At 27.3% G+C, this 13,948-nt stretch carries 13 protein-coding genes; 2 read left to right on the forward strand and 11 right to left on the reverse strand.

Going from position 1 to position 13,948, the window contains the following annotated elements:
• The first annotated feature begins 69 nt into the window (after window positions 1-69).
• Entirely contained in the window at window positions 70-888 is an 819-nt protein-coding gene (gene murI / locus BLBBOR_RS02030; protein WP_015370776.1) for a glutamate racemase, read from the forward strand.
• On the opposite strand, the gene BLBBOR_RS02035 is transcribed toward murI, so the two are convergent.
• The 11 genes from BLBBOR_RS02035 to BLBBOR_RS02085 all read right to left on the reverse strand — a co-directional run bounded on the left by BLBBOR_RS02035 (window position 875) and on the right by BLBBOR_RS02085 (window position 12,324).
• A complete protein-coding gene (locus BLBBOR_RS02035; RefSeq protein ID WP_015370777.1) occupies window positions 875-3,154 on the reverse strand; it encodes an NADP-dependent malic enzyme in 2,280 nt (759 codons plus the stop codon). The two genes, murI and BLBBOR_RS02035, sit on opposite strands and share 14 nt — an antisense overlap.
• Window positions 3,155-3,214: 60 nt before the next feature.
• Entirely contained in the window at window positions 3,215-3,667 is a 453-nt protein-coding gene (locus BLBBOR_RS02040; RefSeq protein WP_015370778.1) for a FixH family protein, read from the reverse strand.
• Between the two features lie 74 nt (window positions 3,668-3,741).
• Window positions 3,742-4,620 (reverse strand): cbb3-type cytochrome c oxidase N-terminal domain-containing protein, encoded by an 879-nt coding sequence (locus BLBBOR_RS02045; RefSeq protein WP_015370779.1) that lies wholly within the window; start codon window positions 4,618-4,620, stop codon window positions 3,742-3,744.
• On the reverse strand, window positions 4,617-4,808 hold the full coding sequence (locus BLBBOR_RS02050) for a hypothetical protein (protein ID WP_015370780.1): 192 nt from the start codon (window positions 4,806-4,808) through the stop codon (window positions 4,617-4,619). Before BLBBOR_RS02050 ends, BLBBOR_RS02045 begins: the two co-directional genes overlap by 4 nt.
• 7 nt (window positions 4,809-4,815) lie before the next feature.
• Window positions 4,816-7,005 carry a cytochrome-c oxidase, cbb3-type subunit I gene (gene ccoN / locus BLBBOR_RS02055; RefSeq protein ID WP_015370781.1) on the reverse strand — a complete coding sequence of 730 codons (2,190 nt, stop codon included), beginning with the start codon at window positions 7,003-7,005 and terminating at the stop codon, window positions 4,816-4,818.
• A 21-nt stretch (window positions 7,006-7,026) separates the two neighbouring features.
• Window positions 7,027-7,182, reverse strand: a complete 156-nt coding sequence (gene ccoS / locus BLBBOR_RS02060) for a cbb3-type cytochrome oxidase assembly protein CcoS (protein ID WP_012821381.1) — start codon at window positions 7,180-7,182, stop codon at window positions 7,027-7,029.
• A 34-nt stretch (window positions 7,183-7,216) separates the two neighbouring features.
• A complete protein-coding gene (locus BLBBOR_RS02065) occupies window positions 7,217-9,430 on the reverse strand; it encodes a cation-translocating P-type ATPase (protein ID WP_015370782.1) in 2,214 nt (737 codons plus the stop codon).
• A gap of 11 nt (window positions 9,431-9,441) precedes the next feature.
• Window positions 9,442-9,831: a glycine cleavage system protein GcvH gene (gcvH, locus tag BLBBOR_RS02070; protein WP_015370783.1), complete on the reverse strand. Its 390-nt coding sequence runs from the start codon at window positions 9,829-9,831 to the stop codon at window positions 9,442-9,444.
• Between the two features lie 267 nt (window positions 9,832-10,098).
• Window positions 10,099-10,485: a glucosaminidase domain-containing protein gene (locus tag BLBBOR_RS03305; protein ID WP_235043210.1), complete on the reverse strand. Its 387-nt coding sequence runs from the start codon at window positions 10,483-10,485 to the stop codon at window positions 10,099-10,101.
• A 38-nt stretch (window positions 10,486-10,523) separates the two neighbouring features.
• Window positions 10,524-11,669 carry a putative porin gene (locus BLBBOR_RS02080; RefSeq protein ID WP_045118228.1) on the reverse strand — a complete coding sequence of 382 codons (1,146 nt, stop codon included), beginning with the start codon at window positions 11,667-11,669 and terminating at the stop codon, window positions 10,524-10,526.
• 322 nt (window positions 11,670-11,991) lie between these two features.
• Window positions 11,992-12,324, reverse strand: coding sequence for a hypothetical protein (locus BLBBOR_RS02085; protein WP_045118229.1), 333 nt, complete (start codon window positions 12,322-12,324; stop codon window positions 11,992-11,994).
• Window positions 12,325-12,541: 217 nt separating this feature from the next.
• Between BLBBOR_RS02085 and BLBBOR_RS02090 the strand changes: the two genes are divergently transcribed.
• On the forward strand, window positions 12,542-13,948 hold the full coding sequence (locus tag BLBBOR_RS02090; RefSeq protein WP_015370785.1) for an anthranilate synthase component I family protein: 1,407 nt from the start codon (window positions 12,542-12,544) through the stop codon (window positions 13,946-13,948).

The raw sequence follows: 13,948 nt of genomic DNA on the forward strand, positions 1-13,948 counted from the left end.
TTATTTTATCTTTATTCGTTTTCCATTTCATTTATTGATTTGATTTTTTTCACTTTAAAATCCTAAAAAATGGGAATAAGTCCATGTTCTCCGATAGGAATATTTGATTCTGGAATCGGAGGACTCCTTATAGCCAAAGAAATTAAAAATTATATGCCTAATGAATGTATAATTTATTTTGGAGATACTAAAAACATGCCTTACGGAAATAAATCTAAAGAATTTATTAGAAATCATTCTATGAAAATAGCATCTTTTCTTTATGAAAAAAAATGCAAAGCTATAGTAATAGCTTGTAATTCTATAGTATCTAATGCTTTAGATGTTATACAAAAAAAATTTTTGAAAAAAATATTAATATTCAATGTTATAGAACCTATAGTAAAAAATAAAGTGTTAATTTCTTCTAAAAGGATAGGGATTATGGCTACCCCTGCTACAATTCGTTCTAACTTTTATCAAAAAAACATTAAAAAATATTGCCCAAATTTAGATATTGTTCAAATATCTATGCCATTATTAGCTACAATCATTGAAAATGGATTTGAAAAAAAAAAGATAAATTATCTTATAAAAAACTATTTAAATCATTTTAAATCAATAGAAATAGATACGTTATTATTGGCTTGCACACATTATTTATTTCTGAAAAAGGAAATAGATAATTTTTTCCGTGAAAAAGTTCGTATAATTGACATTCAAAAAATTGTAGTTCAGGAAATCAAAAAAAAATTATATGAAAATAATTTATTATGCCTTCATTCAACATGGAATAATAATCCAATTTTTTATACATCTAGTTCTATTTCTCCGTTTTTTAACGAACAAATTAAAATTCTTTTTGGAAAAGAAACACTTGTGAAGAGACATCTTTTTAATTTTTTCTAATTTGTGCATCTATTACGGATAAAGTGGCTAGATTCACTATTTCTTCTATGTTTGATTGCATTTGCATAACGTGTGCTGGTTTTCGCATTCCTAGCATCACAGGACCAATGGTTTGAATATCCCCTAATCCTCTAATAAATTTATAAGTTAGATTTCCTGATTCTAGATTTGGAAAAATAAAAATATTTGCTCTTTTTTTAACAAGTTTTGAAAAAGGAAATTTACTGGCTAATAAAAATTCGTTCAAAGCGAAATCAGGTTGTAACTCCCCATCTACTATTAGATATGGATATTTTTTATGTAAAAAAGCAACAGTTTGGGATACTTTAGAAGAAGTTTTAGAATTTGATGAAAAATTTTGAAAGGATAACATGGCTATATGGGGCTCTATATCAAAACCTTTAACAACATGAGCCGCCATTAGAGCAATTCTAGCTAGTTCTTCACTAGTTGGATTTGGAATGACAGCAGTATCTGCTAAAAATAAAGGACCACGTTTCGTTAACAAAATCATCATTCCTGCTGTTTTATGAACCGAATCAGCTCTACCAATAACTTCTAACATAGGTCGTAAACTTAATGAAAAACTCCTGGAATATCCTGTAATCACTGCATCGGCTTCTCCTTGATCAACCATCATGGCTCCAAAATGGTCATTGGTTCGCATGCGAATTTTTGCATCGTATAGAGTTAATCCTTTTCTATTTCTTCTTTTCCAAAGAATGTTCGCGTAGAATTCTAATTTCTCTCTATTTTCTTCCTTTTCAGGATCTATAATAATTAATTCTACATCCAAATTATTTTCATGTATTAAACGTTTTATACGATCTTCATTTCCTAAAACAATGGGAATAGAAACTATCCCTTCTTCACTTAAAATCTGAACGGATTTCAGAACGTCATATTCTTCTCCATTGCAAAAAACTACCTTTTTCGGATTTGTACGTGCTCTATTTTGAATCATTCTAAGCATTTTACTTTCGTATCCCATTCTGTCGAGCAATTTTTCTTTATAGATTTTCCAATCTAAAATAGGATTCCTCGCAACTCCAGAATCCATAGCTGCTTTAGCTACAGCTGGCGCTACACGAGTAATCAGACGATTGTCAAAAGGTTTAGGAATAATATATTCTTTTCCAAAAAAAATATTTTTTTTATTATAAACAATATTTACTTGTTCTGGAACAGGTTCCTTTGCCAAGGAAGCAATAGCATGAACAGCTGCTAACTTCATTTCATCATTGATCATACAAGCTTGTACATCCAAAGCTCCTCTAAAAATATAAGGAAATCCTAGTACATTATTCACCTGATTTGGATAATCACTTCTTCCAGTAGCTACAATAACGTCTGGACGGATTTTTACGGCTAAGTTATAATCAATTTCAGGATCAGGATTTGCCATAGCAAACACAATCGGATCTTTAGCCATACTTTTTAACATTTTTGGAGTTAATATTCCCCCTATGGATAAACCTATAAAAACATCAGCGTTTTTAATAGCTTCTTCTAAATTTTGAATCCAAGAAGTGTTTACAGCAAATTCTTTTTTTTCTTGATTCAAGTCTGTTCGTGAAACATGTAACAATCCCTTGCTATCAAACATAAGAATATTTTCAGGTCCTACTCCAAGTTGTTTATAAGTCCTTGTACAAGAAATAGCTGCAGCCCCTGCTCCACTAACCACCATTTTTATGTCTTGAATATTTTTTCCAACATAAGTGATCGCATTAAGTAATGCAGCTCCTGAAATAATAGCCGTTCCATGTTGATCGTCATGCATAACTGGAATATTTAGTTCAGATTTTAACCTTCTTTCAATTTCAAATGCTTCTGGAGCTTTTATATCTTCTAAATTGATTCCTCCAAAAGTTGGAGCTATAGCTTTTACCACATCTATGAATTTTTCTGGATCAGATTCATCAATTTCTATGTCAAATACATCAATTCCAGAAAATATTTTAAATAAAAGTGATTTTCCTTCCATAACAGGTTTAGAAGCTAAAGCTCCTATATTTCCAAGACCGAGAACAGCGCTTCCATTAGTAATAACAGCTACAAGATTTCCTTTGGAGGTGTATTTATATACTTCTCTAGATGAATGAGCTATTTCTTTACAAGGCTCTGCAACTCCTGGTGAATACGCTAGGGATAAATCTCTTTGACTGCTATATTTTTTTGTGGGAGAAATCTGAATTTTTCCAGAAGGAAATTGACTATGATAGTTTAAAGATTCTTCACGAAGACTATTTATGTTTTTTCTCATTATGCTAAATATTAATAATTCTGAAAACAGATAAAAAAAGGTAGTACAAGTAAGTAAACATTATGATAACCAAAATAAATCTTTCTCAAAAAAGAATCTTTTTTCACAAGATTTCCATCTAATTATAAGTTTGTAATGTCCTTTTTTCAAAAGGTTTTTTGGAATAAATAATATCTTACTTGAAGATTTCAACATCTTAAAAGACCTGGTCACATCTAAATCTTTAGACGAAGATCGGAATAAAGTAAAAAAACCATGAATATTATCTAAAATTGGTGGAAATATAATTTTAATTCCAGAAGATAAGATGAAAATCTTAATTTTCTTAGGAAGTTTTAATACATTTTTCTTTTCATTTATAATTTCTTGATATTTCATTTCTTCTTCATAATACTTATCTGATACAAGTTGACTTCCTACATGAGGAAAAAAAAACGCAATATAAGTGATGAAAATTATAAAAGTAACCAAAGATAATACAATTCCTGTTTCCCAACTGAATTTTATTTTCATAATCCAAACTTATAACGTTTTAAAAAAATACAAAAAACTAAAAATTAGGAATATTTAAAGTGAAAACCAATATTTCATTTGTCCCAATCTAGAATTTTTTTTCCTTGAGGAGCTTTATTTTTTATAGGCTTTTTTAGTTTTTTATTTATGAAATAAACATAACTAGATATTTTCTGGATATCATTTCCTTTAATTTCACCTGATTGACCAAAAGCACGCATAGTAGGATTATTCTTGCTTCCATACCATATAATAGAAAATATATTCTTAAATAAATTTTTTTCCATTATGTTTATCCAGTAATTATCTGTTAAATTAGGACCTATGTTACCACTTCCATCCGATTGATGACAAGTAGCGCAATTTTCTTCAAAAAGGGTTTTCCCGCTATCAATAAATTTTTGATCAAAAAAAGCATTTTCTACAGTTACTTGTGGCGTATTTTTTTCAAAAATTTCTATTTCTTTCAGTTGATTCTGATAAGCTACTTCATATTCTTTATAAGGATTAGAAAAATCCGTGAATAAACAGGAAAAAAAATAAATTGTAGAAAAAACGATCGTAAGATAAAAAAGATGAACCCACCACATTGGCAATTTATTGTCTAATTCAAAAATTCCATCAAATCCATGATCTATTTTTTTTACCTCTTGACTCTTTTTTTTAGGATCATGAAATATAAATTTATAGAGTCTATAAAAATAATTTCCTTCATTTTCTTCAAAAATTTTTCGTCTTTCTTCTTCTGTAAGAAATTTTAGTTTTCTACGATAGATTAAATTATCAATAGAATCTAAAATCAACAATAATATCGTTATAACAACAAAAAAGGATATAGTAACTGGATGAACTATGTAAGTTCGATTATTAAAACCTAAAAAAACATAGAACATAAACATTATAACGGATAAAACAGAAGGAATCATAATAAAAAAAGGAATTTTTGATCTCATATAGACTCCTGTTTCTTATCTTTATTTTCTAAAGGAAGTAGACTTATTTTTTGATAATATTTCTTAGATTTTGAAAAAATAAAAAATAAAATGAAAAAAAAAGCAAATAAGAATAAAATTAACATAATGGATTGAAATATTCCAATAGATTTTTCTGTTGAAAAATATTTTTTTAAAAAGTTTGTCATTAATTTTTCAAGATTTAATATCTGTCCCTAAACGTTGTAAATAAGCAATAAGTGCTATTATCTCTCTTTTTTCCAAAGGAATAAATTTATCTTTTTCTTTTTCTTTCTGTCTTTCTATTTCTTTTTTTAAACTTGGGTATTCCTTATAAATATCAGATACAATTTTATGAGCTTGAATATCCATATCTTTATGCATGTTTTTTATGTATTCCAAAGTATATGGAACCCCTAACTTAACCATAGCTTTTATTTTTTTTTCTGTATTTGATCGGTCTAATTTGTTATAAATTAGCCAAGGGTATCTAGGCATAATAGACCCTGGAGATGTAGAACGAGGATTGTCCATATGGTTGAAATGCCAAGAATTAGGATTTTTTCCTCCCTCTCTAGCTAGATCAGGTCCAGTACGTTTAGAGCCCCATAGAAATGGATGATCGTATACAAATTCTCCAGCTTTTGAATATTCTCCATAACGAACGACTTCATCTCGAAAAGGACGAACTTGTGCACTATGACAAGCATTACAACCTTCTCTTACAAATAAATCTCTACCTTCTAATTCAAGAGCTTTATAAGGCTTAACACTAGAAATAGTAGGAACGTTGGATTTTATCACTAAAGTAGGAATTATTTCTATAAATCCTCCAATAGCAACTGCGATGAAGGAAAGAATAGTAAATTGTATGGGTTTTTGTTCTAACCAACTATGAAATTTTTCTTTTTTTTCTATTTTTTTATCGGAAAAAAGTACCCCTTGAAAAGCCTCATCATTAACAAAATATCCTTTTTTTATCGTCTTATATAGATTATAAATCATCATAATAAAACCTATAAAATAGATCATCCCGCCAATAAATCTTATTTTATAAAAAGGAATAATTGATATAACTGTATCCAAAAAGTTTTTATATGCTAAAGTTCCATCAGGATTAAATTTTTTCCACATTTCAGCTTGTAAAACGGATCCAAAATACAGGGGAAAAATATATAATATGATTCCCAACATTCCTAACCAAAAATGAATATTGGCTAATGATATAGAATATAGTTTTGTATTCCACAATTTTTGTGTCAACCAATAAATTATTCCAAAAGCCATGAATCCATTCCAACCTAAAGTTCCTAAATGAACATGAGCAATGATCCAGTCTGTAAAATGTCCAATGGAATTTAAGGTCTTAGTAGCTAACATGGGCCCTTCAAAAGTAGCCATCCCATAACAAATAATGCCTACTAAAAAAAATTTTAAAACAGGATCTCTTTTCACTTTTTTCCAATCTCCTCTTAAAGTAAGTAATCCATTTAACATCCCACCCCAAGAAGGAGCAATGAGCATAATAGAAAAAATAGTCCCCAACATTTGAGCCCAATTAGGAAGAGATGTATACATGAGATGATGTGGCCCAGCCCATATATAGATAAATATTAAGGACCAAAAATGAATAATAGAAAGTTTGTAGGAAAAAATAGGTTGATTAGAAGCTTTTGGAACAAAATAATACATTAATCCAAGTATAGGGGTAGTTAAAATAAATGCTACAGCATTATGTCCATACCACCATTGCATTAAAGCATCCTGAACTCCTGCATATATAGAATAACTTTTGAAAGAAAGAAGATCAATAGGTAATTCAAGATTATTAAATAGGTGCAACATAGCTACAGCAACCCAGGTCCCCAAAAAAAACCAAATGCTTACATATAGATGCTGGATTTTTCTTTTTAAAATACTTCCTATCATATTTATTCCATAAATAATCCAAATACAAAAAATCCATATATCTATAGGCCATTCATGTTCAGCGTATTCTTTACTAGTATTTATTCCAAACAAGAAAGTAATCCAAGTGAAAAAAATGAAGAGTTGCCATCCCCAAAAATGAATCCAACTAAGAAGATCACTGAAAATTCTTGTTTTCAGTAGACGTTGTAAAGAATAATAAGAACCTGTAAAAATCACATTTCCTACAAAAGCAAATACAGCCGTATTAGTATGTAACATTCTCCAACGACCAAACCCTATGACTCCTTGAGAATTTTTTAATTTGCTTCCCAATAAAAATTCTGGAAGTTCCGGATAAAATAAAAGAAGTGCAATGAACAAACCTGCAAAAAATCCAACAATAGCCCAAAATACTGTAGCATATAGGAAAGCTTTTACAATACGATTGTTGTAATAGTTCGTTTCTATTTTCATAATCATAATAATATAGAATTATTATTTTTTTTCTTTATAAGTATCATCTATTAAAATTCTAATTCTAGGAGATTCATAATCATCAAACTGACCAGAATAAAGACTTATTAAAAAAATTATAAGAAAAATTCCTCCTAAAAAAAGACTAGACAATATCATAATAATTAATATATCCATATAACACAAATAAAAAAGTTTTATTTTATATCAGCTAAGATAGAAATCTACGCGAAACCATCCAAGTAGATAAGATGGAAAAGATAATAACTGATAAAGAACTTAAAGGCATTAAAATAGCAGCGATGAAAGGTTTTAAATGACCGGTAACCGCAAAGATGATTCCTATGCTATTGTAAAACAAACTAATCATAAAGTTAACAATTACTAATCTAGTAGCTATTTTTGATATTTTTAAAAACAAAAAAATTTTATCCAAATAATTGGATTGAATAAAAGCATCACAACTAGGAAAAAAATTGCTTGGATTTTCTGAAATAGCAACGCCCACTTCACTTTGATTTAATGCAGCATAATCATTGATTCCGTCTCCAATCATCATTACCTGTTTTCCATTTCTTTGGATTTTTTTTACATAATTAAATTTTTCTTCTGGACTTTGATTAAAAAGAATTTTACTGGATTTTTGCAAAATAGATTCTAAATATTTTTTTTCTAATTCATTATTATCTCCGGATAAAATAACAATTTCATATTTTTTCAGATTTTTGAAAATCTTTTTTATTCCCTTACGATAAAAGTTTCTAAATAAAAAATAACCGAAAAATTTTTCGTTTATAGAAACAACCACTGTTGTCTCTTTACAATTGTTTATTGTGATCCCTAAATATTTTTGGGATCCAATTTTTACTGAAACATTTTGAATGACCCCTTGCATTCCCTGACCTATAATTTCCTGAAAATTATTTACAGAGTAATATTCTTTTATAGATAACTCTGTAAAAATTTTTTTACTTAAAGGATGATTTGAATTTCTTAATAAAGAGGCTATAATTTTTTTTTCTTTATGTCTAAGCTTTTTTCCGATAAAAAAAACTTTTTCTTTATTAGGATCCGTAATAGTTCCTGTTTTGTCAAAAATTAAAGTACTTATTGTAGAAATTCTTTCCATGGTAAAAATATCTTTTACATAAAATCCCTTTTTAGAAAAAAATCGGATAATGTTTCCAAAAATCAATGGACTTGAAAGAACTAAAGCACAAGGACAAGTGATAATCAATACGGAAAAAGTAGTTTGAAAAACTTTTGATACATTAATAAAAGACCAATATATTCCTGTTATGATAGAAATAATTAAAATAATAGGAGTGAAATATTGGCTAAATCTATTAGATATGGAATTTAGATGAAGTAATTTTTTATGATGGAATTTTTTTTTGTTCCATAATAAACTCAAATAACTTTGATCTATATTTTTAATTATTTTTAAATAAATAATCTCTCCTTTTTGTTTAGATCCAGCATAAATGCGTTCTCCAATTTTTTTATTAATTAAATGAGATTCTCCTGTGATAAAACTATTATCTAATGAAGCTATTCCTTTTATTAGAATAGAATCTGCAGGAATAATTTCTTCGTTTCGGATTGCAATGACATCCCCTTTTTTTAAAGAGGATAGTAAAATTTTTTCTTCTTTATTATTGCAAATTCTTGATACGTAAATAGGATAAAAAGATTTGTAATTTTTGTCAAAAGATAGAATTTTTCTATGAGTATGAATTTGAAACATTCTACTAAGAAGTAAAAAAAAAGAAAAACCAGCAAGACTATCAAAATATCCAGATCCTAGATCTAAAAAAACTTCATAACAACTCCATAAAAAAAGAACTACTATTCCTATAGTAATAGGGATATCCATATTAAAGATGTGTTTTTTTAATCCTAAAAGAGCATATTTTACATGATCCATAAGAGAAAATAAAACTACCGGAAAAGAAAGAATTCCCATTAAATAACGGAAAAAATTACGGTTTTCTAAAAACCATATATCTTCATAAGCTCCTACATATTCTGGAAGAGCTAAAAGCATAATGTTTCCAAAACAAAAAAAAGAAACAGCTAATTTCCCTATCAATTTTCTGTCAAATATTTTTTTCTGGTTATCTTCGATAGATTCAGAATTGATAGATGGTTTATAACCAATTTTTTCAAGGAAAACAGCTAATTCGCTTAATTTCAGTCTTTTATTTTTGAATATTATTCCAACTTTTTTATTAGAAAAATCTACAGTAGATTCAAGAATATATTTATGATGATTAGATAGATTTTCCAAAACAGAAATACACGAACTACAATAAATGGAAGGGATGAAAAAACGAACAGAAGTAATATTTTTATCTTTAAAGTCAATTATTTTTTCTTCTATTTTTTCATCATCAAGAAAATAAAAATTTTCCGTTTTTTTCATTAAGAAATTATTTATTCTCCTATATATTTTTTGTATTCTTCGAAAGACATTAACCGATCATATTCTTTCTTATCCAAAATTTTTATTTGAAGAATCCAGCCTTCTTCATAAGGATTTTTATTTATATGCTCTGGTTTTGAGAATAAAACTTTATTAATTTCTAGTATTTTTCCGGAAACAGGCATAAATAAATCTGACACTGTTTTAACAGCTTCTATGGTTCCAAAAACCTTTCCTTCTTGAATTTCCGTTCCTACAACAGTCTCATCTATATCTAGGTAGATAATATCTCCTAATTCCTTTTGGGCAAAATGAGTAATTCCAATATAGGTTTTTTCTTTATTAACCTCTAAGCCTATCCATTCATGATTTTTGCTATACTTTAAATTATTAGGATTCATTTTTAATGATTTTATTTTTCTGACATAAAAAACCGAAAAATTTTATAGAAAAAAGAATCAAAAATAGTGGATCGTGAACTCCTTATTTTTATTAAATATTTATCTAATATTTTTTCTATTCCTTGATCTGGTTCTTGATCTAAAATCCATAAAAAATACTTTTCTATTTGATAAATTAATCGATTATCATAATTTGATGAAGTAGCATAACCCGCCTTTTTAAGGCCTATAGCCCAACTTCGATAATCTTTTTTTTAAGAAAAAAAGTTACAGAATAACGTTGTTTTTCAAAAATTTGGAATGATCATTAAAAGATTCTCGGACAGAATTATATTTACGAAAACATTCCTTTGGGAGATCATCATCGTGATAATAAACATCTCCCCGCCAAGTTTTTCCACATTTTATTCCAAAATGATTATTGGTTGCTTTAGCTAAAGAACTATTTCCAACAGATGACTCTAAAATTCCCTGTCCTAATTTAATGCTAGCTGGTATTCCAGACATCTCCATTTCCTCAACAGCAAATAAAGCATATTTTTTAACATATTTAATAACATTTTGTATTTCTATTTCCTCTTTTTTCTCTCCTTTTGAATATAACAATATAAAAGTCATGGAAAAGAAGAAGAAAAAATAAAAAAATTCTTTCATCAGGGATAAAATTACGAATTTTTTTTCTATGAATAGCCTCAAGTAAAAAGGTTCCATAACAGACCTATTTTAATAAATAAATTTGGTTGTTTAGTTTTTTGATTCTCTTCAGGAAAGCCTATATTTTGTATGCTAGCATAAAAGTTAGTTCTAAATAACTTGAAATTCAAGAAATAATCTATAAAAGGACTTCCTCCTATTCTTTCTGGTAAACATTCGTTCTCTAAATAAAAATAAAATAGATCAAATGGGTAGGAAGAGTTTTGATAGAAAAATTTACTAAAATAATGAATAGAAAATCCAGTTTGGATTAATAAGGTTTTATGAAAATAATAATCTTTGTAAGATATGGTATTTCTTGAAAGAAAATTTGGAATGGAAAAAATTAACTGATCCGAGTTCTGCTTTTGATATAAAATCATATGATTGAATTGAAGCTTCCATAGGTCATGAATAACTCCTATTTTCAAAATGCAGGAAGATATATACTTCCAATATAAAAGATTGTTATTCTCCTTTTGATAAGGACGGTTTATTTGAGATATTTTCAAAGAACAATCCATATTTTTATAAAATATAGAGAAGTCTATTGATTTTGTGTTTAATACGATATTATTTTGTTTCCTATTATAACAGTTATTATCTCTTTGAAAAAGGGATAAATTGATAAAATAAGGAAAGATATTCTTGTTTATGTTTAAATTTGTTACAAGATAAAATTCTGGAAAAAAAATTGTATCCAATTGAATGTTTGCTTGTAAATAGTTTCTGAATTTATCCACATTTTCTATCATCCATTTTCCATTGGAATGAAATTTAAACATTTTGTTAACCAAATAATTAATCTTCGCTTCCATTGTAAATCTATTTATATTTAGATCCTCTTTTTTATTAAGATTCATAAAAACTTTATAGAATAAATGATTTGAAAATAATTGAGAACGGATCTTATCATAAGAAACTCCTATTTCTATATTTGATTTTTCCTGATTTAAAATTAAAAAACACTCATTTTTTAAATATGATATATTGATCATATTGTTTGTAAATTCTTTTTTCGAAGAAAAATGAGTTTTAAAATATTTTGTGTATTCTATATGGTTTTTCAAAAAAAAGGATTTTCCATTCTCTAATTTTATCCAGGATGAGAAAGGAAAAATTTTTCGAAGAAAAGTTATATCCATTCTTTGATAAAAGAAATTCTTTTTTCTTGAAAAGAATTCACATTATCCGTAGTGTTCCAAAATATTTTTTTGTTTCTTTTTTTCTATAAAAATTTTGATAGAGATAATGTCCCCATAATTTATAATGATAGGGGGGATGACTTTGATCGGTAGTAAATGTGATTAAAAAAAAACTGTTATGCTTTTCTATTTTTGGTTTTTTTGAAAAAAAGATTTCTGTATTCCATAGAATAGTTAGTTTTTTTATTAGGGCTTTGAGTAAAAAAACCCCCCAGGATTTTATAAGGGATTCTCATATAAAAAATCTCTGAAAGCGGAGTCTTTACGTCAAAATATCGAATCTTTTCACGAGAAAAAAAACGTTAGGATTCTTATCAAAAAAAGGAATGAAGATTTCTTTTTCCTGATATTGAAATGAACCAAAATTATCTTGTCTAAAAAAATTATGAGAATAATATTTTTTTATAGAAAGAGATGTTATATCTAAATTTTTTTTTTGAGGATTTTCTTCAGTCCAGTATTTATAATTTTGAGGAGAAGGAAGAACAGAATGATAAATATTCATAGAAAAATTTTTTGGATCCATAGTTTTTATTTCCATGGAGGGAGAGACATAAAATCCTATAAATAAAAAAGTAAAAATGAATATTTTCATATAATTAATAATTGCAATTGGATTACAAATTCTACTACTTATAAATATCCATAGATATGAAAAATTTATTTATCTTTGTAAGAGGTAGATTCTGAAAAAATATAGATAATCTTCAATTTCATTTTCATTAGTCAGTCCTTAACAAGGGAAAGGAAAATATTTCTGAGGCTCGTCTTTGTGGCGGCCTTTTTTTCATCATGTCAAAATGTTATAAATCATGTTCAAATTTAGTTTTAGAACTATTCAGAAAAAAATTTTGGCTGATAGTACTACACCAATAGAATTATATTTAAAACTAAGAGATCGTTTTCCGAAAACTTTATTATTAGAAACTTCCGATTATTCTATTAAAAATAGATATTCTTCCATTCTTTGTATTAATCCAGTTTCTGAATTGATTTTAGATAAAAATGTAGTACGTATATCGTATCCAAATTGTGTTCATAAACATATTTTCATAAATGATAGATTGGATCTTCCAATTTTAATTGATGATTTTTTCCAAAAATTTCAAAGTGAAAACACTTCAATTTCTTATTCTGGTTTTTATGGATATATATCTTACGATAGTATTCAATATTTTGAAAATATTCAGTTTCATGTTCCTATTAAAGAATCTTATAATTTACCACAAATCAGATTTGGATTTTATGGAAATTTAATAATATTTCATCCATTTTATAATGAAATGTATCTAATAGAACATAAATTTCCTAATGTTGAAAATCTATCTATAGATCAATTAATTGAATTAGTTAAAAGAAAAAATTTTTCGGTTTTTTATTTCAAATCTATAGGAAGTCGTTCGTCTAACGTTACAGATCAAGAATATCAAAAAATGGTAGATAGAGGAATAAAAGCTTGTTTACGTGGAGATGTGTTCCAAATTGTCCTATCCCGTCAATTTCAACAAAAATTTAAAGGAGATGAGTTTAATGTGTATCGTTCTTTACGATTTATTAATCCTTCTCCATATTTATTTTATTTTGATTATGGAAACTATAAGTTATTTGGTTGTTCTCCAGAATCTCAATTGATTATTCATAATCAAATTGCCTACATAAATCCGATAGCAGGGACGATAAGAAGATCAGGGGATGAAAATACAGATAAAAAATTATCTGAAGATCTTTCTAAGAATCCTAAAGAAAATGCAGAACATGTCATGTTAGTTGATTTAGCAAGAAATGATTTAAGTAGAAATTCCTCCAATGTAAGAGTAGAATATTTTAAGGAAATACAAGAATTTTCACATGTATTACATATGGTCTCCAAAGTATCTGGAAAATTGGAAAAAAATATATCCATTATAAAAGTATTTGGAGATTCTTTTCCTGCAGGAACACTTTCTGGAGCACCTAAATACAAAGCTATGGAATTGATTGATCAAATAGAAAATCAACATAGAGGAGTATATGGTGGAGCCATTGGATTTTTTGGATTAGATAATAATTATATTAATACAGCTATTGTTATTCGTTCTTTTGTCAGTAAAAACAATATTCTTTTTTTTCAGGCTGGAGCAGGCATAGTTTCCGATTCTAAAGAAGAAAAAGAGTTGGAAGAAGTGAATAATAAACTTATGGCCTTATTTAAGGCTATAGAATTAGCTCAAAATATATGA

The organism is Blattabacterium sp. (Blatta orientalis) str. Tarazona (genome assembly GCF_000334405.1).
Taxonomy (GTDB): Bacteria; Bacteroidota; Bacteroidia; order Flavobacteriales; family Blattabacteriaceae; genus Blattabacterium.